At 73.9% G+C, this 25,012-nt stretch carries 21 protein-coding genes; 15 read left to right on the forward strand and 6 right to left on the reverse strand.

All coding sequences use genetic code 11. The annotated features are described in order from the left end of the window. Positions 1–79: 79 nt before the first annotated feature. From OG899_RS21910 to OG899_RS21920, 3 genes are all read right to left on the reverse strand, one after another. On the reverse strand, positions 80–1,033 hold the full coding sequence (locus OG899_RS21910; protein WP_125499176.1) for an RluA family pseudouridine synthase: 954 nt from the start codon (positions 1,031–1,033) through the stop codon (positions 80–82). Between the two features lie 114 nt (positions 1,034–1,147). Further along, positions 1,148–1,993 (reverse strand): siderophore-interacting protein, encoded by an 846-nt coding sequence (locus OG899_RS21915; RefSeq protein ID WP_125499175.1) that lies wholly within the window; start codon positions 1,991–1,993, stop codon positions 1,148–1,150. 114 nt (positions 1,994–2,107) lie between these two features. Beyond that, positions 2,108–3,037, reverse strand: a complete 930-nt coding sequence (locus OG899_RS21920; protein WP_125499199.1) for a 5'-3' exonuclease — start codon at positions 3,035–3,037, stop codon at positions 2,108–2,110. A gap of 657 nt (positions 3,038–3,694) precedes the next feature. Here OG899_RS21920 and OG899_RS21925 point away from each other — a divergent pair. From OG899_RS21925 to OG899_RS21945, 5 genes are all read left to right on the forward strand, one after another. Then, positions 3,695–4,786 (forward strand): glycine betaine/L-proline ABC transporter ATP-binding protein, encoded by a 1,092-nt coding sequence (locus tag OG899_RS21925; RefSeq protein ID WP_125499174.1) that lies wholly within the window; start codon positions 3,695–3,697, stop codon positions 4,784–4,786. Further along, the gene (locus OG899_RS21930; RefSeq protein WP_406311122.1) at positions 4,779–7,397 is read left to right on the forward strand and encodes an ABC transporter permease/substrate binding protein; all 2,619 of its coding nucleotides are present in this window, start codon (positions 4,779–4,781) and stop codon (positions 7,395–7,397) included. The genes OG899_RS21925 and OG899_RS21930 overlap by 8 nt, the downstream gene beginning before the upstream one ends. 610 nt (positions 7,398–8,007) lie before the next feature. Next, complete coding sequence (locus OG899_RS21935) at positions 8,008–8,574, forward strand: helix-turn-helix domain-containing protein (RefSeq protein WP_125499172.1); 567 nt, start codon at positions 8,008–8,010, stop codon at positions 8,572–8,574. Continuing rightward, positions 8,574–9,293 (forward strand): helical backbone metal receptor, encoded by a 720-nt coding sequence (locus OG899_RS21940; RefSeq protein WP_168130741.1) that lies wholly within the window; start codon positions 8,574–8,576, stop codon positions 9,291–9,293. The genes OG899_RS21935 and OG899_RS21940 overlap by 1 nt, the downstream gene beginning before the upstream one ends. Positions 9,294–9,339: 46 nt before the next feature. Further along, positions 9,340–10,386, forward strand: a complete 1,047-nt coding sequence (locus tag OG899_RS21945; protein ID WP_125499170.1) for a LysR family transcriptional regulator — start codon at positions 9,340–9,342, stop codon at positions 10,384–10,386. 46 nt (positions 10,387–10,432) lie between these two features. On the opposite strand, the gene OG899_RS21950 is transcribed toward OG899_RS21945, so the two are convergent. Together OG899_RS21950 and OG899_RS21955 are read right to left on the reverse strand one after the other, a co-directional pair. Further along, entirely contained in the window at positions 10,433–11,206 is a 774-nt protein-coding gene (locus tag OG899_RS21950; protein WP_168130740.1) for a gamma-glutamyl-gamma-aminobutyrate hydrolase family protein, read from the reverse strand. Positions 11,207–11,505: 299 nt separating this feature from the next. Then, a complete protein-coding gene (locus tag OG899_RS21955) occupies positions 11,506–12,708 on the reverse strand; it encodes an amino acid deaminase/aldolase (protein ID WP_125500852.1) in 1,203 nt (400 codons plus the stop codon). Positions 12,709–13,109: 401 nt separating this feature from the next. On the opposite strand from OG899_RS21955, the gene OG899_RS21960 reads away from it, so the two are divergent. The 3 genes from OG899_RS21960 to OG899_RS21970 are packed head-to-tail and all read left to right on the forward strand — an operon-like array spanning position 13,110 to position 16,543. Next, positions 13,110–14,561, forward strand: a complete 1,452-nt coding sequence (locus OG899_RS21960; protein WP_251504596.1) for a hypothetical protein — start codon at positions 13,110–13,112, stop codon at positions 14,559–14,561. A gap of 35 nt (positions 14,562–14,596) precedes the next feature. Continuing rightward, positions 14,597–15,745 carry a type VII secretion-associated serine protease mycosin gene (mycP, locus tag OG899_RS21965; RefSeq protein WP_125499431.1) on the forward strand — a complete coding sequence of 383 codons (1,149 nt, stop codon included), beginning with the start codon at positions 14,597–14,599 and terminating at the stop codon, positions 15,743–15,745. Positions 15,746–15,805: 60 nt separating this feature from the next. Continuing rightward, positions 15,806–16,543, forward strand: a complete 738-nt coding sequence (locus OG899_RS21970) for an SseB family protein (RefSeq protein WP_125499427.1) — start codon at positions 15,806–15,808, stop codon at positions 16,541–16,543. A 130-nt stretch (positions 16,544–16,673) separates the two neighbouring features. On the opposite strand, the gene OG899_RS21975 is transcribed toward OG899_RS21970, so the two are convergent. Then, on the reverse strand, positions 16,674–17,030 hold the full coding sequence (locus tag OG899_RS21975) for a DUF1844 domain-containing protein (RefSeq protein ID WP_125499426.1): 357 nt from the start codon (positions 17,028–17,030) through the stop codon (positions 16,674–16,676). Between the two features lie 363 nt (positions 17,031–17,393). Between OG899_RS21975 and infC the strand changes: the two genes are divergently transcribed. From infC to pheT, 7 genes are all read left to right on the forward strand, one after another. Then, a complete protein-coding gene (infC, locus tag OG899_RS21980) occupies positions 17,394–18,023 on the forward strand; it encodes a translation initiation factor IF-3 (RefSeq protein WP_125499425.1) in 630 nt (209 codons plus the stop codon). Between the two features lie 113 nt (positions 18,024–18,136). Then, positions 18,137–18,331: a 50S ribosomal protein L35 gene (gene rpmI, locus OG899_RS21985; protein ID WP_125499424.1), complete on the forward strand. Its 195-nt coding sequence runs from the start codon at positions 18,137–18,139 to the stop codon at positions 18,329–18,331. A 110-nt stretch (positions 18,332–18,441) separates the two neighbouring features. Further along, complete coding sequence (gene rplT, locus OG899_RS21990; protein WP_016642495.1) at positions 18,442–18,825, forward strand: 50S ribosomal protein L20; 384 nt, start codon at positions 18,442–18,444, stop codon at positions 18,823–18,825. Positions 18,826–19,043: 218 nt separating this feature from the next. Then, the gene (locus OG899_RS21995; RefSeq protein ID WP_125499423.1) at positions 19,044–19,922 is read left to right on the forward strand and encodes an RNA methyltransferase; all 879 of its coding nucleotides are present in this window, start codon (positions 19,044–19,046) and stop codon (positions 19,920–19,922) included. A 66-nt stretch (positions 19,923–19,988) separates the two neighbouring features. Next, the gene (locus OG899_RS22000; RefSeq protein WP_125499422.1) at positions 19,989–21,146 is read left to right on the forward strand and encodes an ATP-binding protein; all 1,158 of its coding nucleotides are present in this window, start codon (positions 19,989–19,991) and stop codon (positions 21,144–21,146) included. A gap of 150 nt (positions 21,147–21,296) precedes the next feature. Further along, the gene (pheS, locus tag OG899_RS22005; protein ID WP_125499421.1) at positions 21,297–22,415 is read left to right on the forward strand and encodes a phenylalanine--tRNA ligase subunit alpha; all 1,119 of its coding nucleotides are present in this window, start codon (positions 21,297–21,299) and stop codon (positions 22,413–22,415) included. Further along, positions 22,415–24,919, forward strand: coding sequence for a phenylalanine--tRNA ligase subunit beta (pheT, locus tag OG899_RS22010; protein ID WP_168130739.1), 2,505 nt, complete (start codon positions 22,415–22,417; stop codon positions 24,917–24,919). The genes pheS and pheT overlap by 1 nt, the downstream gene beginning before the upstream one ends. Positions 24,920–25,012 lie beyond the last annotated feature (93 nt).

Consider the following 25,012-nt stretch of genomic DNA (forward strand, 5'->3'; position numbering starts at 1 on the left):
CCCGGCGCCCGCAGCGGGGAGCGTGACCGTACGCGTCCGATGCGCTCCGGCACGCCCCCGCCACCCGGGCGCGGGGCGGTCACCGTTCCGCCCACTCGCGCGGGTCCTCCCAGGCCTCCAGCACCCGGCGGCTGGAGAACCGGCGCTCCGCCCCCGTGACCGGGTCGGTGAACTCCAGCGTCCTGGCCAGCAGCTGCAGCGGGCGCCGGAAGTCACCGGCCGGGACGGGACCGGTCACCACCGGGTACAGCGGATCACCGAGGATCGGCACCCCCAGGGCGCTCATGTGCACCCTGAGCTGGTGGGTCTGCCCGGTCTCGGGGACGAGCCGGTAGCGGGCGAGGCCGTCGCCCGCGCGGTGCTCGACGAGGTCGACGCGGGTGACGGCGTTCGGCTCGCCCGGCACCTCCCGCGCGGCCGGCACACCGCGTTCCTTCACGATCCTGCTGCGCACCGTGCGCGGCAGCGCGAGCCCGGGATCGTACGAGGCGACGGCCTCGTACTCCTTGCGCACCCGCCGGTCGCGGAAGAGCGTCTGGTAGCGGCCGCGTTCCTCAGGGCGCACCGTGAACAGCACCAGGCCCGCGGTGAGCCGGTCCAGGCGGTGCGCGGCACTGAGCGTGGGCAGGCCCAGCTCGCGGCGCAGCCGCGCCAGCGCGGTCTCGGCGACATGGGTGCCGCGCGGCGTGGTAGCGAGGAAATGCGGCTTGTCCACCACCACGATGTGCTCGTCGCGGTGGACGACGTGCAGCGGGAAGGGCACCGGGACCTCCTCGGGCAGTTCCCGGTGGAACCACACGAACATCCCCGGCTCGAACGGCGCGTCGGGCGCGACCGGCCGTCCGTCCGCCCCGACGACCTCCCCGGCCCGGAACATCGCCTCCACCGCTCCCGGCGCGGCTCCCGACAGCCGCTCCACCAGGTGCTCCCGTACGGTGGCCCAGGGCCCGCTCGCCGGCAGCCGTACCCGCACGGGGTCCACTCCGCGGCGCTGGGGGAGGGGAGCGGGCGGTGGCGGGGTCCTGCGTCTCACGCCGTGCAGCCTACGGCCCGCGCCACCGCCACCGGCCCGGCGCCCCGCACCCACGGCACGCGCGACGGCGCCGGAGCACGAGCCGCACGCACGGCCGCCCCCGTGAACTGGTCTTCACGCAGCCGGTGCCGCGCCCTCCTGCTCGGCCTCGATCCGGGCCTTCCACTCCCGCTTGGAGGCCTGCCAGCCGTCCTCGTCGTGGCCCAGACGCCAGTACCCGGAGAGCGACAGCTGCTCCCGCGGGATCGCGTGCTCCACGCGCAGCAGCCGGCGCAGCTCCTTGACGCAACCGGCCTCGCCGTGCACGAACGCGTGCACCCGGCCCTCGGGGAACTCCAGGCCGCGGACGGCCTCGATCAGTGCCTCGCCGACGGGACGGGTGCCGCGGTGCAGCCAGGTCACCTGGACCGAGGAGTCGATCTTCTGCTCCTCCTGCGGACCGGAGACCTCCACGAAGGCATGCGCCACGGCGCCCTCGGGCAGCGCCTCCAGGCTGCGGGCGATCGCGGGCAGGGCACTCTCGTCACCGGCGAGCAGATGCCAGTCGGCGCTCGCGTCGGGGGCGTAGGCACCGCCGGGCCCCAGGAAGCGGAGGGTGTCGCCCGGCCGCGCCCGCACCGCCCACCGGCCGGCCAGGCCCTCGTCGCCGTGGAGCACGAAGTCCAGGGTCAGCTCGCGGCGCTCCGCGTCCCAGTCGCGCACGGTGTAGGTCCGGGTCACCGGCCACTGGGCGCGCGGGAACTCCGCGCGGATGCGCTCGATGTCGAACGGCTCGGGGTAGGTGACGCCGTCGGCCGGGAACAGCAGCTTCACATAGTGGTCGGTGCAGGTGTCCGCCGAGAAGCCGGCCAGTCCCTCGCCGCCGAGCACGACCCGCTGCATGTGCGGTGTGAGCCGTTCGGTGCGGATCACCCGACCGGTGTGGGCCTTGCGCGGCTTGCGCGCCGGACGTTCTGCCATGACGGCCTCCCGTTCACCTTGCTTAGGCTTACCTAAGTTAGCACCCGCCTCCCGTGTCCATGCGCTGTTCAGGAAACGCACCGCCGCGCACGCCGTGCCCGTTCGCCCCGACGGTCATCCCGCCAGTGTGTCCAGCAGCCGCTGCAGGGAGCCGCCCAGGCCCCACCGGGAGGCCAGCGCGTCCAGCGCCGCCGGGTCGCGCGGGCTGCGCGGCAGCTCCGTGTCCACCGCCGGCAGCGGTACGTCGGTGGCGACCCGCACGACCTTCGGCGCCACCGCGAGATAGGGCCGCGCCTCGGCCAGCCGCTTGCGCTGCGACGGCGTCAGCCCCGACCCCGGGTCGTCCACAGCTGCCATGATCCCGGCCAGGTCGCCGAAGCGCTCCAGCAGCCTGGCCGCCGTCTTCTCCCCGATGCCGGGCACGCCCGGCAGCCCGTCGCTCGGGTCGCCGCGCAGCAGCGCCAGGTCCGCGTACCCGCTGCCGTCCACCCCATACTTGGCGCGCAGCACCGCGTCGTCGGTGACCTGCAGCGTCCCCACCCCCTTGACGGGGTACAGCACGCGCACCCGGCGGGTGTCGTCCACCAGCTGGTACAGGTCCCGGTCGCCGGTGACGATGTCGACCGGTCCCGTCGCCCGCGCGGCATAACTGCCGATCACGTCGTCCGCCTCGTACCCCGCGACCCCCACCCGGGCGATGCCGATGGCGTCCAGCACCTCCTCGATCACCGGGACCTGCGGGGACAGCGTGTCGGGCACCTCCTCGGTGTCGGCCCCCTCCGGATGTTCCTCGGCGACGCGGTGCGCCTTGTAGGACGGGATCAGCTCCACCCGCCACCGCGGCCGCCAGTCGGCGTCCATGCAGGCCACCAGCCGGTCGGGCCGGTGGTCCTTCACCAGCCGGTCGATGAAGTCGAGCAGCCCGCGCACGGCGTTCACCGGCGTGCCGTCGGGCGCTTCGACCGACTCGGGGACGCCGAAGTAGGCGCGGAAGTACAGCGAGGGAGTGTCAAGGAGCAGGGTCTTCCCGGGGCGCGTCGACATGCGCCCAGCATGCCATCGGCGGGGGCGGGGGTCGTGCGCTCCGTCTCCGTCTCGTGGCCGTGCCGGGCGCCTCCCGAGCCCTGCAGGAGCGCCTTGTTTCCGGTTCGTGGGCGACATCCGCTCTGTGCGACCGTTACGGCGGCCGCCGGTCCACCTCTGCGCCGGCCTGGCCGCGTGGGCCGGACGACCACCGACGGGACCGGACGTGGTACCGCGCCTGCCCGGCGCGCGCCCCGGCCGAGGGCGGCGGGGCGGCGCAGGCCGCCGTCGGAGCACCGGCGGTCGTCCCCGACGCCGCGCATGCCGGCCGTCCGCACCCGCGGCACGCGTTGCACACCGTGACAGCCGTGCTCGTGCGACACGGCGCGCAGGAGGCGCGGCAGCTCGTCTCAGCCTGCGGATGCGAGGGTCGGACGGTCGGCGCAGCGCCGGCGTATGACCAAAAAGGTCACTCCGAGTGACCGAGAGGGTGGCGCACGGTACCCCTGTGATGGCCGAACATCGCCCGCATGGCCGAAAACATGTGAGGTGGACCACCTTCGCGTTTGGGTCGAATGCGGTGGGGCAGGCGCGGCGACGACCGAAAGTGGTTGCGTAATTCAACTGTTACCCAGCCTTCGCGTCGTCGTGTCCTTGTTCCCTAGGTGAGAGGTACGTGTGTCACCGTTGCTAGAGGCCGAGCACCTGTTCAAGGTGTTCGGCAGACGACCGGACGAGGCGGTCGAGAAGCTGCGGCAGGGAGCCGACCGCGACGATCTGCGCGCCGACGGCACCATGGCCGCCGTGATCGACGCCTCGTTCACCGTGGACCCCGGCCAGATCTTCGTCGTGATGGGCCTGTCCGGCTCCGGCAAGTCGACCCTGCTGCGGATGCTCAACGGGCTGCTCGTGCCCACCGCCGGCCATGTCCGGTTCGCCGGGCAGGACCTGACCGCGCTCACCGACCGGGAGCTGCGCAAGGTCCGTTCCCAGAAGATCAGCATGGTGTTCCAGCACTTCGCGCTCTTCCCGCACCGCAGCGTCCGCGACAACGCCGCCTACGGCCTGGAAGTGCAGGGCGTGCCCCGCGCCGAGCGCGAACGCCGCGCCGACGAGGCGCTCGCCCTGTGCGGCCTGGCCGGCTGGGAGAAGTCCTGGCCCGACGAGCTGTCCGGCGGCATGCAGCAGCGCGTCGGCCTGGCCCGCGCCCTGGCCACCGACGCGGACCTGCTGCTGATGGACGAGTCCTTCAGCGCCCTGGACCCGCTGATCCGCCGCGACATGCAGGACCAGCTGCTCCAGCTGCAGAAGACCCTCAAGAAGACGATCGTGTTCATCACGCACGACCTCAACGAGGCCATGCGCCTGGGCGACCGCATCGCGGTCATGCGCGACGGCCGCATCGTGCAGAACGGCACCGCCGAGGACATCCTGCTGCGCCCGGCCAACGACTACGTCGCCTCCTTCACCCAGGACGTCGACCGCTCCCGGGTGCTGACCGCTGAGGCGGTCATGGACCGCGACGTGCGCGGTGACGAGGCCGACTGCGGCTGCGAGACCGCGACGCCCGACACGCCGTTCGCCGAGCTGTGCGCCATCAGCGCCCGGCTCAGCCACCCCGTCGCCGTCGTCGGCCCCGACCGCAGCGTCGTCGGGGTCGTCCCGCGGCAGCGGCTGCTCGGCTTCCTCGGCGACGAGCCCACCGGCACGCCCGCCGCCTGTGACGCCCGGCGGGACAAGGGCGGCGAGAAGGAGGTCGCCCATGCCTAGGATCCCGCTCGGCAACTGGGTCAACAGTGCTGTCGACTGGCTCCTGGACCACGTGTCCTGGCTGTTCGACTTCTTCAAGACCGTCTTCACCGGTGCCTACGACGGCATCAACGCCGTTCTGCAGGCGCCCGAGCCGCTGCTGCTCGCCGGCATCTTCGCCGTGCTCGCCTGGTGGCTGCGCGGGGTGCTCGCCGGTGTGCTGTCCTTCGTGGGGTTCGCGTTCATCGACTCCATGGAGCTGTGGTCGGACGCGATGGTCACCCTGTCGCTCGTCCTCGTCGCCACGATCATCGCGCTGGTGATCTCGGTACCGGTCGGCATCTGGGCGGCCCGCTCCAGCCGGGTCAGCGCCGTGGTCCGGCCGGTCCTGGACTTCATGCAGACGCTGCCGGCGATGATCTACCTCATCCCGGCGATCCTGTTCTTCGGTACCGGCGCCTCCGCGGGCATCGTCGCCACGCTGATCTTCGCGCTCGCGCCCGGAGTGCGCATGACCGAGCTGGGCATCCGGCAGGTCGACCGGGAGCTGGTGGAGGCCGCCGAGGCGTTCGGCACCACGCCCCGCAACGCCCTGCTGCGCGTCCAGCTGCCGCTGGCGCTGCCCACCGTCATGGCCGGCGTCAACCAGGTGATCATGCTCGGTCTGTCCATGGCCGCGATCGCCGGCATGGTCGGCACCGGCGGCCTGGGCGGCGACGTCAACGAGGCCATCGGTCAGCTCAACGTCGGCCTCGGCTCCGAGGCGGGCGTCGCCATCGTGATCCTCGCGATCTACCTGGACCGCATGACCAGCGCCCTGGGCGACCAGGTCTCCCCGCTCGGCCGCCGTGCCGCCGCCAAGGCGCAGGCGCTGAAGCGCATGAAGATCTGGTCCTACCGGCTGCGGCCGCAGGTCGCCGTGATCGGTGTCGGCGTTCTCGCGCTGGTCGCCGGCGGCATCGGCCTGTTCGGCGGCGGTGGCGGCTCGGCCACGACCGCCTCCGACGGGCAGGACGTCGGCAAGGGCAAGAAGATCAGCATCGGCTACATCCCCTGGGACGAGGGCGTGGCCTCCACCTTCCTGTGGAAGGAGATCCTCGAACAGCGCGGCTACCAGGTGGACGCCCGACAGTTCGACGCCGGCCCGCTGTACACCGCGCTCGCGCAGGGCAGCATCGACTTCGAGACCGACTCCTGGCTGCCGACCACCCACGCCCAGTACTGGAAGAAGTACGGCGACCAGCTCGACGACCTCGGCTCCTGGTACGGCCCGACCTCCCTGGAACTGACCGTCCCGGCCTACATGAAGGACGTCGATTCGCTGGAGGACCTCAAGGGCAAGGCGGACCTGTTCGGCGGCAAGATCACCGGCATCGAGTCCAGCGCCGGCGAGATGGCCCTGCTCAAGAGCAAGGTGCTCAAGGACTACGGCCTGGACGAGGAGTACAAGGTCGTCGACAGCTCCACGCCGGCGATGCTGGCCGAGCTCAAGCGCGCCTACAGCAAGAAGGAACCCATCGTCGTCACCCTCTGGTCGCCGCACTGGGCCTACAGCGACTACCAGCTGAAGAAGCTGAAGGACCCCAAGGGCGCCTGGGGCGAGGGCGACGCCGTGCACACCCTGGCCCGCAAGGGCTTCGCCGACGACGACCCGGTCGTGGCCGGCTGGCTGAAGAACTTCACGCTGGACGAGAAGCAGCTCACCAGCCTGGAGGCGGAGATCAACAAGGCCGGCAAGGGACGTCAGCAGGAGGCCGTGCGCACCTGGCTGAAGGACAACCCCGGCATCGTCGACCAGCTGGCCCCGGTCCCCGGCGGCTCCACCGCCGCACCGGCCGAGGCCCGGCGTCCGCTGGACGTCGCCTGGTTCCCCTGGGACGAGGACATCGCCGTCACCCACCTGTGGAAGGCGGTGCTGGAGCGCCGCGGCTACAAGCTGAACCTGAAGCAGATGGACGTCGGCCCCGTCTACACCGGCCTGGCCGGCGGGGACATCGACCTCAACTTCGACGCCTGGCTGCCGTACGCGCAGAGCAACTACTGGGACAAGAACAAGGACCGGCTCACCGACCTCGGCACCTGGTACCAGCCCACCTCGCTGGAGATCGCCGTGCCGTCCTACGTCAAGGACGTGAAGTCCCTGGAGGACCTCAAGGGCAAGGCGGACCTGTTCGGCGGGAAGATCATCGGCATCGAACCCGGCACCGGTCAGATGAACCTGCTCAAGACCAAGGTCCTGCCCGGCTACGGCCTGGACGAGGAGTACAAGGTCGTCGACGGTTCCACCCCCGCCATGCTCGCCGAGCTGAAGCGCGCCTACGCCAAGCACGAGCCCATCGCGGTGGTGCTGTGGTCGCCGCACTGGGCGTACAGCCGCTACGACCTGACCAAGCTGACGGACGACAAGCAGCTGTTCGGCGTGGGCAACACCATCCGGACGATCTCCAGCAAGGCGTTCCCCGAGCAGTACCCGCAGCTCACCCGGTGGATCAAGAACTTCCGGATGAGCGAGGAGGAGCTGGGCAGCCTCGAGAGCGAGATCAACGCGCGCGGTCAGGGCCACGAGGACGAGGCGGTCGCCGCCTGGCTGAAGCAGCACCCGGACGTGGAGCAGCGCATGACCACGGGCTGACCCACCGGCGTGCTCCGGTGGTCGGGTCCCGGCCACCGGACGGCCGCCCCGGCCGCAGCACCGCATCACCGCCCGAGGGGGCGGGTCCCCGCCGTCGAGCACGGCACGGGGACCCGCCCCCTCGGGCGTCTCGGCGGGCGGGCCGGGATGTTGCCGCATGTGCCGGGGGAACATCCGGAGCCCGTACGTCGTTGTTCTGTGTTCTGTGCTCCGCGTCCTGCGGTCACGGCCGCGAGAGCGACGGCGAGAGGGACGGCGAGAGCGACGGCGAAATCCGGCCGACCACGGAGAGCCACCTTCCGACGGTCACCGGCCGGCCTGTGACCGGCACCGGCAGGCCTGCGACCGGCACCGGCCGGCCTGCGACCGGCATTGGACCGTCGTCCGGCGGCACCTGTCCGGGGCTTCCGGCCGGCGCCCGCCGGGCAGCCGTCCGGCCGCCGTGAACCATGCGGCCGGCATGTCTCGCTGCCGCAACCGGTTGCACGGGCGGCATGAAACTGTTTGCCGAACATGCGTAGGGTGCAGAGAAGTCAACAGGGGGCCTGCGTCCCCACGCAGGCCGGCGGGCACAGCAGGCGGGCGACGAGCGAGGGAGGGAACCGGACCGATGGGCGACCACAAGGAACAGTCCCTCCGCGTGGGCGCGGCCGTACGGCGCCGCCGCCGCGCGCTCTCCCTCACCCTCGCCGTCGTGGCCGAGCGCAGCGGTCTGTCGGTGCCCTTCCTCAGCCAGGTCGAGAACGACCGGGCCCGGCCCAGCCAGACCTCCCTGGAGAAGATCGCCGACGCCCTGCGCACCACCGCGGTGGAGCTGCTGGCGGCGGCCGATCCGGCGTGCAGTGTCGACGTCGTGCGCGCCGAGGACACCGGGCCGGCGCCGACGCCGCGGGTGCGGTCCCTGGTGCGCGGACACCATCAGCTGCACGCCTCCGAGTTCACCGGTGAGCACGAGGCCGGCCGCGAGTTCCAGCACCGCAACGACGAACTGATGTACGTCGCCGACGGTGCGGTCGAGATCGAGGCGGAGGGCCGCGCCTACCGGCTGGCGCGCGGCGACACCATGTACCTGACCGGCGGGGTGCGGCACCGCTGGCGGGCCACCGTGCCGGAGACCCGGGTGGTCGTGGTCGCGGTGGCCGAGCACATCGAGGCGGTGCGGGACCGGAGGCGCTGATGCGCGTCGTGTCCCTGGTGCCGTCGCTCACCGAGGCGATCGCCGTGACCCTGCCCGGCGTCCTCGTCGGCGCCACCGACTGGTGCACCCACCCCGCGGACCTCGCCGTGACGCGGGTCGGCGGCACCAAGAACCCGGCGGTCGACCGCATCGTCGCCCTCGCCCCCGACCTGGTCGTCGCCAACGAGGAGGAGAACCGGGCCCCGGATCTCGACGCGCTGCGCGCGGCCGGACTCGAGGTGCTGGTCACCGAGGTGCGCAGCCTGCCGCAGGCGTTCACGGAACTGGCCCGGGTGCTGGCCGCCTGCGGGGCGGACCACAGGCCCCGCTGGCTCGACGAGGCCGAGGCCGCCTGGGCGGCCCTGCCGGAGCCCGCCGAGCGCAGGTGGGCGGTGGTGCCGGTGTGGCGACGGCCGTGGATGGTGCTCGGCCGGGACACCTTCGCCGGCGACCTGCTGGCCCGGCTCGGCGTCGACCACGTCCACGCCCGGCACCCCGAGCGCTACCCCCGCATCCCGCTCGCGGAGCTGCTCACCTCCGGCGCGGACCTCGTGGTGCTGCCCGACGAGCCGTACCGCTTCACCGCCCACGACGGCCGCGAGGCATTCCCTGACCTGCCGTGCGCCCTGGTCAGCGGGCGGCATCTGACCTGGTACGGGCCGTCGCTGGTACGGGCGCCCGAGGCGCTGGGCCGGGCGCTGCGCGCGGCGCACCGCTGACCGGGCCGCGCGACGGCGCCCCGGACCGGCCGCATAAGCTGGGCTTATGGCAAGCCCCAGCCCCGAGCAGCGGGCCGCGGACCGCGGCACCGGCACCGCGGGCTCAGGCGGCGACGCGGCCGGCGCACGCCGGACGGGTGCCGCGACCCACGAAAACGGCGACGGCACGGGCACACCCCGCCCCACCGGCGGGGTGCTGGCGCACCGGGTGCCGGACCTGGGCGCGCTGGAGCTGCTGCTGGCGGTGGCCCGGCGGGGCAGCCTGGGCGCCGCCGCCCGGGACCTCGGCATCACCCAGCCGGCCGCCAGCAGCCGGATCCGCTCCATGGAACGGCAGCTCGGGCTGACCCTGCTGGACCGCTCGCCGCGCGGCTCCCGGCTGACGGACGCGGGCGCCCTGGTCACCGACTGGGCGCGGCGGGTCGTCGAGGCCGCCGAGGCCTTCGACGCCGGGGCGCAGGCGCTGAGGGACCGACGGGACTCCCGGCTGCGGGTCGCGGCGAGCATGACGATCGCCGAGTATCTGCTGCCCGGCTGGCTGATCGCCCTGCGCGCCCGCCGACCGGACACCGCCGTCTCCCTGCACGCCGGGAACTCGACGGCGGTCGCCGAACGGCTGCTGACCGGCGCGGCCGACCTGGGCTTCGTGGAGGGCCTGACCGTGCCCGCCGGCCTGGACTCCGCGGTGATCGGCCACGACCGGCTGATCGTGGTGACCGCCCCCGGACACCCCTGGAGCCTCCGCCGGCGGCCGCTGCGGGCGGCGGAACTGGCCGCCACCCCGCTGATCCTGCGGGAGAAGGGCTCCGGCACCCGGCAGGTGCTGGACGCGGCGCTGGGCGGCCTGGCCCGCCCGCTGCTGGAGCTGTCCTCGACGACCGCGGTGAAGGCCTCCGCGGTCAGCGGAGCGGGCCCGGCGGTGCTGAGCGAACTCGCGGTGGGGGAGGAGCTGTCGCTGCGCCGCCTGGTCACCGTGCCCGTGGAGGGCGTCGACCTGCGGCGCGCCCTGCGTGCCGTCTGGCCGTCCGGTCACCGTCCCGCCGGACCGGCCCGGGACCTGCTCGCACTCACCCGGTGCGGCACGCCCGGCTGAGCGGCGGCGGCACGACGTCCCTCATCCCGCGGCCGCGGAGGTTCTCCTACGGTGCCGAGACGGCGGTCGGTGCCGAGGCGGTGGACGGACCGCCCGGGGAGCCGTCGCCGTCCGTCCGGCCGCCCTCGCCCGCCGCGTGGACCAGGGCCCGCATCACCCGCAGGTCCTCGCTCATCTCCGGATGCCACTGCACGCCCAGCACCCAGGGGCCGCCCGACGCCGGCTCCACGGCCTCCACGGTGCCGTCCGCCGCATGCGCCGAGGCGATCAGACCGGCACCGAGCCGGCCGACGGCCTGGTGGTGGTACGTCGGCACCACCACCGTCTCCTCCGGGACGGCGGCCGCGCAGCGGGTGCCGGTCACCGGTCGGACCGGATGGCTGCCGAAGACACCGGCGGCGGGTCCCCCGTGCCCGTCGAGGTGCTGGACCAGCGTGCCGCCCAGGGCGACGTTCAGCAGCTGCATGCCCCGGCAGATGCCCAGCAGCGGCAGCCGTGCGGCCAGGGCGGCCCCGATCAGGGCGAGTTCCCAGGCGTCCCGGGCGCGGTCCGGCGGCCCGGTGCGCGGGTCGGGCTCGGCGCCGTACCGGGCCGGTTCGACATCCGGGCCACCCGCGATCACCAGCCCGTCCAGGCGTGCCACGGTCCGCGCGGCCCGCTCGGGCGCGTCCGGGGGCAGCAGCACGGCCAGTCCGCCCGCCCGCTGCACCAGCCGGGGATAGGCGGCCGGCAGCAGTGCCGCCTCCAGCCGCCACACTCCCCACCGGGTGTCCGCCTCCAGATACGTGCTCACGCCGATCAACGGTGGTACGGCTGCCATGCTCCGCTCTCCCTGCCGCTTCCGCCCGCTTGTGATTGTCCGCGTCTGTCCGCATGTATCACCAGGGAAACCTGGCCCCGCAGCGGAGCCCCGCCCCCGCAGCGCACCCCGGTCCCCGCCGAAACGGCCCGCCCCGGCGGTGCGACCGAGCCGCCCCGCTCGGGCCCGGGGCCCGCCGCCGCCCGGCCCGTCGGCCGCAGGGAACGCGTCCGCCCGCGGGATGCGTACGTCACGGAGAACGCGTCCGCCCGCCGGATACGCCCGTCACGGGACACGCGCCCGCACACAGGCCGCGCCCGTCACAGGAACGTCCGCCCCTCGCCCCGGTAGGTGGGCACGCTCCCGGTCACCCGGTCGCCCTCGACCAGGTGCAGCGTGTCGAACCGCTCGCACAGCTCGCCGGCCTTCGCGTGCCGGAACCACACCTTGTCGCCGATCAGCAGATCGTCGGCGGCCGGACCGAGCAGCGGCGTCTGCACCTCGCCGGGACCCTCCTGCCGGTCGTAGCGCAGCCCCTCGGGCAGACACGGCACCGGCAGCCGGTCCGCCCCGGCCGGACCGGACGCCGGGTAGCCCCCGCCGAGCACCGTCACCACGCCGACCCCCGGCCGCCGCACCACCGGCAGTGCGAACAGGGCGGCCGGACGACCCCGGAACGCGCGGTAGGTGTCGAACAGCCGCGGCACGAACAGGCCGGAGCCCGCGGCGATCTCGGTCACGGCGTCCTCCGCGGCGGTGGACTGCACGCTGCCCGTGCCGCCGCCGTTGACGAACTCCAGCTCGGGCGCCACCGCCCGGACCGCCCGTACCACCGCGGCCCGCCGCTCGGCCAGTTCGCGCCGGGCGGCCGCCTGCATCAGCCGGACCGCGCGCGATCGCACCGGGCGTCCCGGCACCGCGTCCCCCACCCCGGCGATGTGGCCCTCGTACGCCATCAGCCCGACCAGCCGGAACCCCGGACGCCGCGTCACCGCGCGGGCCAGCTCCGCGACCTGAGCGGGGGAGTGCAACGGGGAGCGGCGCGCCCCGAAGCGGATCCGCCCCCCGAACAACTTCAGCGAGGTGTCCAACTCCACGCAGATGCGCACCTCTTGGCGTCCGCCCGCCCGGGCGGCGTCGATCAGGGCGAGCTGCGCGGGGTCGTCCACCGTCACCGTGACGGCGGCGGCGAGCTCGGGATCGGCGGTCAGTTCGGCGAAGGCGGCCCGGTCCGGGGACGGATAGGCGACCAGCACGTCGTCGAACCCGCACCGGGCCAGCCACAGCGCCTCGGCGAGCGTGAACGCCATGACCCCCGCGAACCCCTCCCGGGCCAGGACCCGTTCCAGCAGGGCCCGGCAGCGCACGGACTTGCTGGCCACCCGGACCGGTTTCCCGCCGGCCCGGCGCACCAGGTCCTCGGCGTTGGCGTCGAACGCCTCCAGGTCGACGATCGCCAGCGGGGCGTCGAGCGAGGCGGTGGCGCGGTCGTAGCGGGCCCGGTCGGCGGCAAGTGCGGTCATACAGGCCTCCTTCGTGGACACCCCGGTCTCCCGGCCCGGGAGGAGCCGTCGTCGGGCGGCAGGGCGCGCGGTGGCCGGCCGTGCGACGGTCGAGGAGCTCGGCGGGCGCCCTCCCGGACGGGGAGGCGGTCAAGGCGGCAGCCTGCCAGACGAAAACACCGCAGGGTAGGGGGACGTTCCGGGCAGATGCCGCCGCGGCACGGTCCGGGTTCCCGCCGGCGCCCCATCAGCCCGTAGAGTGACGCGCACGTACGGCGGAACCCCTCCGTGCCGCGTCCGTGAGCGGGGATGGCGCTTCGCGTGTACGGGTATGCGTGCCCGGTGACGGCCCGTCGGCTCCGGGCAGGGTGACGACGACGGGCCGCGCACGAGGAGCGGCCGCACGAGGAAACGGGGGGTGCATGAGCACGGAAGCGCGTCACGCGCCCCTGCCTCCGCACCCGCCCCGCGTCCCGACGCCCGCCACCGGCTCCGCAGCCGTCCCGCAGTCCCCGGCCGGCAATCGCCCCGGGCAGCGGCCCGGCCGCACCCCGGATCCGGGCGCGTCCCCGGCCGCCGTCGGCCGCGCCGAGGACACACCGCCCGCCGCCCCCGCGGCCCGGCGCGGGCCGTCGGCGTCCTCCACGTCCTCCACCCGGCCGGCCGCCGGTCCCGCCCCGGCCTCCCGGGCGGACGGCCGCGCCGTCGGCGAGGACGGGGTCACGCGCGAGCGTCCCCGTTTCCCCGGTGCCCGGCCCACCCCCGGCCCGGCGACCCCGCCCCCGCCGCCCGCCTCGGCCCGGTTCCCCGACGCACCGCCCACGGTCGGACGGCACCCGTCCGCACCGCCCGCGCCCGCACCGGCCCCGGGCGCCCGCCCCGGCCACGGCACGGACGGCGCGGGTGCCGAGAGCGACACGGAGACCACGACGCCGCTGCGTCCCGTCTCCGCACCCCGCTCCGCCGCACCCGGCGACCCCCGCACCCCGCACCCCGCCCCGCCGCCCTCCGGTGCCGCCCGCACCTGGACCGCCCCGGCCGCCCCGGGCGCCGCACGGCCCGTCGTCTCCCTGGGGCTGCCCGAGGGGTACGACGCACGCGGGCGCGGACGCGCCCTCGCCGCGGCCACCGGCGCCCGGACCGCCGCGGCCGCCGCCTGTCTCGTCCTCGGCATCGGCCTGATCGGCGGAGCGGTCACCGGCAGCTGGCTCACCGACGACTCCGGCAGCGCACGCTCCGGCACCTTCGCCACCGCCCGAACGCTCTGGCACAGCGTCCCCGTCGACACCCTGTTCCCGCCCACCGTGCAGGGCCCCGGTGCCGGACCCGGCGGAGCCGACCGCACCTGGACCCGCGTCGCCGTCGCACCCGACAGCGACTGCGCCGACGCCTTCGACCCGCTGTTGCACCGGGCCCTCGCCCCGGTCGGCTGCACCCGCCTGCTGCGCGCCACCTACACCGACGCCACCCAGACCTACGTCACCACCGTGGGCCTGCTGTTCACCAAGGCCGACGCCGCCGCCATGAAGTCCCTGGCCACCCGGTTCGGCACCGAGAACCTGGCCCGCCGCGCCGACCTCATGCCGCGCCCCTACGCCGCCCCCGGCACCGTCGCCGCCTCGTTCGGGGACCGGCAGCGCGCCAGCTGGACCGTCTCCGTCCATGCCGACCTGCCCGTGGTCGTCTACGCCGTCTCCGGCTGGGCCGACGGCCGCGTCGTCGACACCCCGCAGCCCGCCGCGGAGGCGACACGGCCCGAGGCCACCTCGGCACCGGCCCAGGCCGGCCTGGGCAACGAGGCCGAGGGCCTGGCCGACCGCATCGAGAAGGCCCTGCGCACCACCGTCACCACGGCCACGGAGAAGCACCCGTGAGACATGCCCTCAGCCGCAGGCGCGCGGCCCTGAGCATGCTGCTCGCCGCCGCCGTCGCCTTCGTGCCCTCCACGCCCGCGCACGCCGACGGCATCCGGGCCAAGCAGTGGGCCCTGGACGTGCTGCACACCCAGGAGGCGTGGCGCACCACCCGCGGCGAGGGCGTCACCGTCGCCGTGCTGGACACCGGCGTCGACGCCGACCACCCCGACCTGGCCGGCAACGTGCTGCCCGGCAAGGACCTCGTCGGCTTCGGCGCCCGGCGCGGCGACGGCACCTGGGCCCGCCACGGCACCGCCATGGCCGGCATCATCGCCGGCCACGGCCACGGCGACGACAACGCCGACGGCGTGATGGGCCTCGCCCCACAGGCGAAGATCCTGCCCGTCCGCGTGATCCTGGAGGACGACGACCCCGCCCGGGCCCGGGCCCGCACCACCCGCGGCGGCGCCCTCGCCGAGGGCATCCGCTGGGCCGCCGACCACGGCGCCGACGTCATCAACCTCTCCCTCGGCGACGACTCCGCCGCCGCCCACCCGGACGCCGGCGAGGACGAGGCCGTCCAGTACGCCCTGCGCAAGGGCGCCGTCGTGGTGGCCTCGGCCGGCAACGGCGGCGAGAAGGGCGACCACGTCTCCTACCCGGCCGCCTACCCCGGGGTGATCGCGGTGACCGCCGTCGACCGCTACGGCACCCGGGCCTCCTTCTCCACCCGCAGCTGGTACGCCTCCGTCTGCGCACCCGGCGTGGACATCGTCATCGCCGACCCGGACCGCAAGTACTACGAGGGCTGGGGCACGAGCGCCGCCTCCGCCTTCGTCTCCGGCGCCGTCGCCCTCGTCAAGGCCGCCCACCCCGGCCTGACCCCCGCCCAGATCAAGAAGCTCCTCCAGGACACGGCCCGCGACGCGCCCGCCGGCGGCCGCGACGACTCCCGCGGGTACGGCCTGATCGACCCGGCCGCCGCCCTGCGCGCCGCGGACCGCATCCAGCCCGAGAACCTGCACGTCACCGCCCACGGCGACCGCTACTTCGGCTCCGGGCCCGACACGGACGGAGCGGACGGCACCGCCGCCGGGTGGGCCGGCCCGCTCGCCGGAAGCGCCGGGGGCGTGCTGCTGGTCGTCGCCGCGGTGCTCTGGCGCGGCCGCCGCACCCGCCGGGACCCCGCGGGCCTGCCGTAGGCCGGTCCGGGCGCGGGGGAGCCGTCGAGGCCGTACACGGCCCCCGATAGGGTCGTCACCGTGGCGAACAAGAACATTCCCGACCCCGGCTTCCCCGACGACGACGGCTCCGCCGACCCCCGGCTGAGCGCCGCGCTCGCCGCCTGGGCCGAGGACCGCACCGCCGTGGACCCGGTGCTTCAGGCGCTGAAGGGCGCCCGGCTGCTCGTGCCGGTGGTGGCCGTGCTCGGGGAGGTGGAGGAGGACGAGCGGGGGCTGCGCCGCGAGAAGACCAGCGAGATGGCCGTGCCGACGCTGAAGGCGGCAGGCCGCACCGCCCTGCCGGTCTTCACCTCCACCGACGCCCTGGCCCGCTGGGACCCGGCGGCCCGCCCCGTCGCGGTGCGCGTGCACCAGGCCCTGGAGGCCGCCGCGCACGAGAAGGCGGACACCGTGGTGCTGGACCTGGCCGGGCCGGTGCCCTTCGAACTGACCGGGGCCGCGCTGTTCGCGCTCGCCGAGGGACGTACCACCGCCGACCCGCTCGCCGACCCGGCGGTCGTCGAGGCCGTCCGGCAGGCGGTGGCCGCCGAGCCGGCCGTGCTGCGCGCCCACCTCGGCCCCGGACAGGCCGACGGCACCCTCGCCCTCGTCCTCGACCCGGCCGCGACCGCCGAGCCGGCCGCCGCGGCCCGTGCCGTCGCCGAACGGCTGGCCGCCAGCGACACACTCAGGGCCCGCCTGGTGCGCGGCCTCGACCTGGCACTGCTGCCGGCCGGAGCCACGCCGCCGGGCGAGCCCCTGTACGTGCGGCCCTGACCCCCTGCCGGGGCCGGGCGGAGAAAGAAGTCGAAAGAGGAAAGAAGCCGAAAAAGGAGCGAAATCCGGGCCGAGAAGGATCGGGTGAAGGAGCGGCGGACCCCGGACGGCAGCCGGCGTCTGCGGCGGATCAGCCGAAGACCGGGCCGGTGTACTTCTCGCCCGGGCCCTGGCCCGGCTCGTCCGGCACCAGCGACGCCTCGCGGAAGGCCAGCTGCAGCGACTTCAGGCCGTCGCGCAGCGGCGCCGCGTGGAAGGTGCTGATCTCGGGCGCGGCCGCGTCCAGCAGCCCGGCCAGCGCGGTCACCAGCTTGCGGGCCTCGTCCAGGTCCTTGTGCACGTCGCCCTCCTCGGTCAGACCGAGCTTCACCGCGGCGGCGCTCATCAGATTGACGGCGACCGTCACGATCACCTCGACGGCGGGGACCTCGGCGATGTCCCGGGTCATCGCAGCGAAGTCAGGGGTCTGGGGAGGGGTCTCACTCATGCCCCACACGATAGGTGGTCCCGGTCCTTGCGCCTCGGTTGGCCCTTGTCCGGGCGCCGGTGCTAATCTGAACAGCGACCGGCCGGACACACACGTGCTCGGCCCACAAGTGGAGGCTCCGAACTCCCACCTGACCGTCCTCCGGGACGGCGGGTCACCCGGTCAGGCGGAATCCGTCGCTCCCGGTGGAGCACGAACCGCCCGAAGCGCGCCCCGCGGCCATCGCGGCGGTGCTCCGGCAGTCAGGAGCCCCGCCTGTGATCGTCCGGGGCATTTTTTCTGCTTCGGCGCGGTTAGGTCTATCGAACACAGACGTCCGCGGCAGTCCGCCAGACCGTCGCGTGGTGCTACCGAGGAGGATCCATCAGCGCCGAGCCCCGCATCAACGACCGGATTCGCGTTCCCGAGGTGCGACTTGTCGGTCCCAGTGGCGAGCAGGTCGGCATCGTCCCGCTCGCGAAGGCACTGGAGCTTGCCCAGGAGTACGACCTCGACCTGGTCGAGGTCGCGGCGAACGCCCGTCCGCCCGTGTGCAAGCTCATGGACTACGGGAAGTTCAAGTACGAGTCGGCCATGAAGGCCCGTGAGGCGCGCAAGAACCAGGCGCACACGGTCATCAAGGAGATGAAGCTCCGGCCGAAGATCGACCCGCACGACTACGACACCAAGAAGGGTCACGTCGTCCGGTTCCTCAAGCAGGGCGACAAGGTCAAGATCACGATCATGTTCCGTGGTCGCGAGCAGTCCCGCCCCGAGCTGGGCTACCGGCTGCTGCAGCGGCTCGCGGAGGACGTCCAGGACCTCGGCTTCGTGGAGTCGAACCCGAAGCAGGACGGACGCAACATGATCATGGTTCTCGGTCCGCACAAGAAGAAGACCGAGGCGATGGCCGAGGCGCGCCAGGCACAGGAGGCCCGCAAGGCCGGGCGTCAGGGCCGTGGCGCGGCGGCCTCCCAGCGGGAGGCGGCGTCCGGGGAGCCTGCCGAGGCGTGATCCCGGGACCCGCGCGTCCCAGGATGTAACCGAAACAAGAGAGCGACGCTCGCACGTGCCCGGTTCCTCGTGACCGGGCACTGGAGCGCCACCGACGAGGAGAGAACGGCGCTATGCCGAAGAACAAGACGCACAGCGGTGCCAGCAAGCGCTTCAAGGTCACCGGCTCCGGCAAGGTGCTGCGTGAGCGCGCCGGCAAGCGCCACCTGCTCGAGCACAAGTCGTCCCGTCTGACGCGTCGCCTCACCGGCAACGCCGAGATGGCCCCGGCCGACGCCAAGAAGATCAAGAAGCTTCTCGGCAAGTGACGAAGCGGCGCCGCGATCCCTGATCGCCCGCGCCGTCCGTCAGACCCGGGACCCAATCGTTTCCGGGCCGTGTGCAGATCTCCACGGCCCCGCTACAAGGAGTCAATCAAGTGGCACGCGTCAAGCGGGCGGTCAACGCCCACAAGAAGCGCCGGGCGATCCTCGAGCAGGCTTCCGGCTACCGCGGTCAGCGTTCCCGCCTGTACCGCAAGGCCAAGGAGCAGGTCACCCACTCGCTGGTCTACAACTACAACGACCGCAAGAAGCGCAAGGGTGACTTCCGCCAGCTGTGGATCCAGCGCATCAACGCCGCTGCCCGCGCCAACGGCATCACCTACAACCGCTTCATTCAGGGTCTGAAGGCCGCCAACATCGAGGTGGACCGCAAGATCCTCGCCGAGCTGGCCGTCAACGACGCGAACGCGTTCGCCGCGCTGGTCGAGGTGGCCCAGAAGGCGCTGCCGAGCGACGTCAACGCGCCGAAGGCCGCGTGACGACGCCGCACCGGCTCTAGGGACCGCCACCGGCCCGCGTCCTTCGCGGACGGCCGGGCCGGCGGCAGGGCCCGTACCGATGTGACGATGCGGACCCGTGGGCTTCGTGCCCGCGGGTCCGTCGTGTTGTGTGCTCCCGGCGGTTGCGGACACCGCCCCAGCCCGCCGCCCGGCGGTGACCGCCGTCGCGGCGGAGTCGAGTAGAGGTGACTTTGTCGATGCCCCCCGTCAGCCCCGAGCTGATCTCCCCGCGTTCCTCCCGCGTCAGCGCCGCGCGACGGCTGGCCAAGCGCAACTTCCGGGGCAAGGACCGGCTCTTCCTCGCCGAGGGCCCGCAGGCCGTGCGGGAGGCCGCCGGACACCGTGCGGCGGACGGCACCCCCTCGCTCGTCGAACTGTTCACCACCGTGGAGGCCGCCGAGCGGCACGCCGCCATCGTCCAGCAGGCCCGCCGGGCCGGCGCCCGCGTCCACCTCGCCGCCGACGAGGTGATCGCGGACATCTCCACCACCGTCACCCCGCAGGGCCTCGTCGGCGTCTGCCGCTTCCTCGACACCCCGTTCGAGGCGATCCTCACCTCCCGGCCCCGCCTGGTCGCCGTCCTCGCCCACGTCCGCGACCCCGGCAACGCCGGGACGGTGCTGCGCTGCGCCGACGCCGCCGGAGCCGACGCCGTCGTCCTCACCGACGCCTCCGTGGACCTGTACAACCCCAAGGCGGTCCGCGCCTCCGTCGGCTCCCTGTTCCACCTGCCGGTCGCCGTCGGCGTCCCCGTGGAGCGCGCCGTGTCCGGCCTCAGGGACGCCGGGGTGCGGATCCTCGCCGCCGACGGCGCCGGTGCGCACGACCTCGACGACGAGCTGGACAAGGGCACCATGGGCGGCCCCACCGCCTGGGTGTTCGGCAACGAGGCCTGGGGCCTGCCCGAGGAGACCCGCGCCCTGGCCGACGCCGTCGTCCGCGTGCCGATCCACGGGCAGGCCGAGAGCCTCAACCTCGCCACCGCCGCCGCCGTCTGCCTCTACGCCTCCGCCCGCGCCCAGCGCGCCGAAGGCGGCTGCCGCCACGGTGCGTCTGCGCACGGCACCGCTCCGTGACGGCGGCAGGCGCTAGTAGGGTGGCCAGCTCGGGGGTAGGCCCTGTGCAGGAGGTGGGGTACGGGGATGAGCGTCGGCACCAGCGGCACTCCGGAAGCACAGGACGCGTGGCGGCTGCCCGCGCCCCGCGGCGCCGGTGACACGGCGGGAGCGGTCGTCGCTGCGGACGACCTGCCCGACGGGCTCGTCGTCGCCGACGAGCACGGCCGCGTCGTCTGCTTCAACGCCGCCGCCGCCCGCATCACCGCCGTCCCCGCCGACCGGGCCCTGGGACGCCCCCTGGAGGCGGTGCTGCCGCTGGAGGACCTCGAGGGGCGGCGCTGGTGGCAGCTGACCGACCCCTACGGCGGACTGGCCATCCGCACCGGCCAGCCCGAACGCAACCTGCTGCTGCCCGGCGGCCGCGAGGTGCTGGTCTGCGCCCGCTACGTCCGCGACCTGCCCTGCGGACCGGTCCGCAGGGTCGTCGTCAGTCTGCGCGACACCGAGGCCCGGCGCCGCACCGAGCGCAGCCACGCCGAGCTGATCGCCACCGTCGCCCACGAACTGCGCTCTCCGCTGACCAGCGTCAAGGGCTTCACCGCCACCCTGCTGGCCAAATGGGAACGCTTCACCGACGACCAGAAACGGCTGATGCTGGAGACCGTCGACGCCGATGCCGACCGGGTCACCCGGCTCATCGCCGAACTGCTCGACATCTCCCGCATCGACTCCGGCCGGCTGGAGGTGCGCCGACAGCTCGTCGACATAGCGGCCGCCGTCAGTCGGCACGTCCAGGCGTACGTCGCCGCGGGCCAGCCCGCCGACCGGTTCCTGGTCCGCACCGAGCAGCCGCTGCCGGAGCTGTGGGCCGACCCCGACAAGATCGACCAGGTGCTGAGCAACCTCATCGAAAATGCGGTGCGGCACGGCGAGGGAACCGTCACCATCGACATCACACCCGCCGCGTCCCCCCGGGACGGGGAGCACGCCGCGGGCACCGAGTGCACCGCCACGTCGGTCACCGTCAGCGACGAGGGGCCCGGCATCCCGGAGGAGTCCATGAACCGCGTCTTCACCCGCTTCTGGCGGGGCAGCAAGCGCGGCGGCACCGGCCTCGGCCTCTACATCGTCAAGGGCATCGTCGAGGCGCACGGCGGGACCATCACCGTCGGACGCGCGTCCGGCGGCGGCGCACAGTTCCGATTCACCCTGCCCGTGGGGACCCCGGCCCACCTGCTGTGAGCACCCGGCCGAGGACCCACGGGCGCATCCGCTTTCCCCGACCCCGTTAGACTCGGCCTTTGGCACCTTTGTGTCCCACCACTGGAGACGGACATGTCCACGAGTCGGTGACGGGGACGCCCAGCCAGCCAATCGGAAGCACGGGAAGAGATGTCGGCACCCAATAAGTCGTACGACCCTGTCGAGGTCGAGGCGTTGAAACCGGAAGAGATCGAGCGCATGCGGGACGAGGCGCTCGCCGCGTTCGCCTCCGCGACCTCCCTCGACGCCCTCCACGAGGCGAAGGTCGCCCACACCGGTCCGGCCTCCCCGCTGGCCCTCGCCAACCGCGAGATCGGCGCCCTGCCCCCGCACGCCCGGGCGGAGGCCGGCAAGCGCGTCGGCATGGCCCGCGGCGCGGTGAACAAGGCGCTCGCCGCCCGCCAGGCCGAGCTGGAGGCCGAGCGCGACGCCCGGGTGCTCGTCGAGGAGGCCGTCGACGTCACCCTGCCCTACGACCGGGTCCCCGCCGGTGCCCGTCACCCGCTGACCACCATGATGGAGCGGGTCGCGGACGTCTTCGTCGCCATGGGCTACGAGATCGCCGAGGGCCCCGAGGCCGAGGCGGAGTGGTTCAACTTCGACGCCCTCAACATCGCGCCCGACCACCCGGCGCGCACCATGCAGGACACCTTCTTCGTCGACGGCGGCAAGGGCGAGGACAGCGGCGTCGTGCTGCGCACCCACACCTCGCCGGTGCAGGCCCGCAGCCTGCTGGAGCGCAAGCCGCCGGTCTACGTGGTCTGCCCCGGCCGCGTCTACCGCACCGACGAGCTGGACGCCACGCACACCCCCGTCTTCCACCAGATCGAGCTGCTGGCCGTCGACGAGGGCCTGACCATGGCCGACCTCAAGGGCACCCTGGACCACATGGTCCAGTCCCTGTTCGGCCCGGACATGAAGACCCGGCTGCGTCCCAACTACTTCCCCTTCACCGAGCCGAGCGCCGAGATGGACATGCTCTGCTACGTGTGCCGGGGCGCCTCCGTCGGCAACCCCGACCGGCCCTGCCGCACCTGCTCCAGCGAAGGCTGGATCGAGCTGGGCGGCTGCGGCATGGTCAACCCGCGGGTGCTCACCGCCTGCGGCGTCGACCCGGAGAAGTACAGCGGCTTCGCCTTCGGGTTCGGCATCGAGCGGATGCTGATGTTCCGCCACAACGTCGAGGACATGCGAGACATGGTCGAGGGTGACGTCCGGTTCACCCGGCCGTTCGGGATGGAGATCTGATGCGGGTCCCGCTTTCTTGGCTGCGGGAATACGTCGACCTGCCGGCGACGGAGACCGGGCGCGACGTACAGGCCAAGCTCATTTCGGCAGGCCTGGAGGTCGAGACGGTCGAACAGCTCGGCGCCGACCTCAAGGGGCCGCTGGTCGTCGGCCAGGTGCTGAGCATCGAGGAGCTGGAGGGCTTCAAGAAGCCGATCCGCTTCTGCACCGTCGACGTCGGCCAGGCCAACGGCACCGGTGAGCCGCAGGAGATCGTCTGCGGCGCCCGCAACTTCTCCGTCGGCGACAAGGTCGTCGTGGTCCTGCCCGGCGGTGTGCTGCCCGGCGGCTTCCAGATCTCCTCGCGCAAGACCTACGGCCGGATGTCGCACGGCATGATCTGCTCCGCCGACGAGCTGGGCATGGGCGACGACGGCACCCACGGCATCATCGTGCTGCCGCCCGAGCACGAGGTCGGCACCGACGCCATCGAGCTGCTCCAGCTCGTCGACGAGGTGCTGGACATCGCCGTCACCCCGGACCGCGGCTACTGCCTGTCGATGCGCGGCGTCGCCCGCGAGGCCGCCATCGCCTACGGCCGCCCGCTGCTCGACCCGGCGCTGCTCGACGTGCCCGCGCCGAACGCCTTCGGCCACCCGGTGCAGATCGCCGACCCGCACGGCTGCGACCGCTTCACCGCCCGCACCGTCACCGGCATCGACCCCGAGGCCCGCACCCCGATCTGGATGCAGCGCCGCCTGCAGAAGGCCGGCATGCGCCCGATCTCGCTGCCCGTCGACATCACCAACTACGTGATGCTGGAGATGGGCCAGCCCCTGCACGCCTACGACCGCACCCGCATCCAGGGCGCGATCGGCGTGCGCCGGGCCGAGCGCGGCGAGAAGCTCACCACGCTCGACGGCGTCACCCGCGAGCTGTCCACCGAGGACCTCGTCATCACCGACGAGCGCGGCCCCATCGGACTCGCCGGCGTCATGGGCGGCGCCCACACCGAGATCGACGACAGCGAGGGCACCACCACCGAGGTCGTCATCGAGGCCGCCCACTTCGACCCGGTCGCCATCGCCCGCACCGCCCGCCGGCACAAGCTGTCGACCGAGGCCTCCCGCCGCTTCGAGCGCGGCGTCGACCCGCAGGCCGCCTCCGCCGCCGCCCAGCGCTGCGTGGACCTGCTGGTGCTGCTCGCCGGCGGCACCGCCGAGGCCGGGGTCACCGAGGTCGTCGCGCCGTCCGCGCCGCGCACCGTCACCATCCCGGCCGACCACCCCGACAAGGTCGCGGGCGTCACCTACGGCCGGGAGACCGTGGTGCGGCGCCTGCAGCAGATCGGCTGCGACGTCTACGGCCAGGACGAGCTGACCGTCACCGTGCCGTCCTGGCGGCCGGACCTGACCGACCCCAACGACCTGGCCGAAGAGGTCATCCGTCTGGAGGGCTACGAGAACCTGCCCTCCCGGCTGCCCCGGCCCCTGCCCGGGCGCGGACTGACCCCTCGGCAGCGGCTGCACCGCCGCGTCGGCCGCGCCCTGGCCGGCGCCGGCTACGTGGAGGCGCCGACCTACCCGTTCCTCGGCCAGGCCGTCTTCGACCAGCTCGGCCTGGAGGCCGACGACCCGCGCCGCAGCGTGGTCACCCTCGTCAACCCGCTCTCCGACGAGGAGCCCGCCCTGCGCACCACGCTGCTGCCGGGCCTGCTCGGCGCACTGCGCCGCAACGACGGGCGCGGCAGCCACGACCTGGCGCTGTTCGAGACCGGCTCGGTCTTCCTGCCCACCGGCGCCGAGCAGACCGCCGAGCGGCTGCCCGCCGACCGCCGGCCCACCGACGAGCAGCTCGCCGCGCTGGACGCCGCACTGCCCGACCAGCCGCGCCGGGTCGCCGTGGTGCTCGCCGGCGCCCGTGAGCAGACCGGCTGGTGGGGCAAGGGCCGCCCGGCCGACTGGGCCGACGCCGTCGAGGCGGCCCGCCTGGTGGCCCGCGAGGCCGGCGTGGAGCCGACCGTGCGCGCCGCCCAGTACGCCCCCTGGCACCCGGGCCGTTGCGCCGCCCTGTACGCCGAGGTGGACGGCACCGAGACCCTGGTCGGCCACGCCGGCGAGCTGCACCCGCGCGTGGTGAAGACGATGCACCTGCCGGAGCGGACCTGCGCCATGGAGGTCGACCTCGACCTGCTGGAGCGGGCCGGGCAGGGCCTGGTGAAGGCGCCGCGGATCTCCACGTTCCCGGTCGCGACCCAGGACGTCGCCCTGGTCGTGGACAGCTCCGTCCCGGCCGCCGACGTCGAGGCGGCGCTGCGCGAGGGCGCCGGCGACCTGCTGGAGTCCATCCGCCTGTTCGACCTGTACGAGAACGCCGAGCAGCTCGGCGAGGGGCGCCGCTCGCTGGCGTACGCGCTGCGGTTCCGCGCCCCCGACCGCACGCTCACGGTCGACGAGGCCTCCGCCGCCCGCGACGCCGCGGTGGCGCTGGCCGCCGAGCGGACCGGAGCGGTGCTGCGCAGCTAGCGCGAGGCCGATGACGACGAGAGGTCCGCGACCCCTTCGGGGGCGCGGACCTCTCGCGTTGCCGTCACTGGTGCCGTGGCCGTCCGCCCCGCC

This window comes from Streptomyces thermoviolaceus (assembly GCF_045209695.1).
Taxonomy (GTDB): domain Bacteria; phylum Actinomycetota; class Actinomycetes; order Streptomycetales; family Streptomycetaceae; genus Streptomyces; species Streptomyces thermoviolaceus.

Coding starts and splice junctions, on each gene's coding strand:
- OG899_RS21915 (WP_125499175.1), bottom strand. CDS start 1,993: ATGGCAGAACGTCCGGCGCGCAAGCCGCGCAAGGCCCACACCGGTCGG.
- OG899_RS21920 (WP_125499199.1), bottom strand. CDS start 3,037: ATGTCGACGCGCCCCGGGAAGACCCTGCTCCTTGACACTCCCTCGCTG.
- OG899_RS21930 (WP_406311122.1), top strand. CDS start 4,779: ATGCCTAGGATCCCGCTCGGCAACTGGGTCAACAGTGCTGTCGACTGG.
- OG899_RS21935 (WP_125499172.1), top strand. CDS start 8,008: ATGGGCGACCACAAGGAACAGTCCCTCCGCGTGGGCGCGGCCGTACGG.
- OG899_RS21940 (WP_168130741.1), top strand. CDS start 8,574: ATGCGCGTCGTGTCCCTGGTGCCGTCGCTCACCGAGGCGATCGCCGTG.
- OG899_RS21945 (WP_125499170.1), top strand. CDS start 9,340: ATGGCAAGCCCCAGCCCCGAGCAGCGGGCCGCGGACCGCGGCACCGGC.
- OG899_RS21950 (WP_168130740.1), bottom strand. CDS start 11,206: ATGGCAGCCGTACCACCGTTGATCGGCGTGAGCACGTATCTGGAGGCG.
- OG899_RS21955 (WP_125500852.1), bottom strand. CDS start 12,708: ATGACCGCACTTGCCGCCGACCGGGCCCGCTACGACCGCGCCACCGCC.
- OG899_RS21960 (WP_251504596.1), top strand. CDS start 13,110: ATGAGCACGGAAGCGCGTCACGCGCCCCTGCCTCCGCACCCGCCCCGC.
- mycP (WP_125499431.1), top strand. CDS start 14,597: ATGCTGCTCGCCGCCGCCGTCGCCTTCGTGCCCTCCACGCCCGCGCAC.
- OG899_RS21975 (WP_125499426.1), bottom strand. CDS start 17,030: ATGAGTGAGACCCCTCCCCAGACCCCTGACTTCGCTGCGATGACCCGG.
- rpmI (WP_125499424.1), top strand. CDS start 18,137: ATGCCGAAGAACAAGACGCACAGCGGTGCCAGCAAGCGCTTCAAGGTC.
- OG899_RS21995 (WP_125499423.1), top strand. CDS start 19,044: ATGCCCCCCGTCAGCCCCGAGCTGATCTCCCCGCGTTCCTCCCGCGTC.
- OG899_RS22000 (WP_125499422.1), top strand. CDS start 19,989: ATGAGCGTCGGCACCAGCGGCACTCCGGAAGCACAGGACGCGTGGCGG.
- pheS (WP_125499421.1), top strand. CDS start 21,297: ATGTCGGCACCCAATAAGTCGTACGACCCTGTCGAGGTCGAGGCGTTG.
- pheT (WP_168130739.1), top strand. CDS start 22,415: ATGCGGGTCCCGCTTTCTTGGCTGCGGGAATACGTCGACCTGCCGGCG.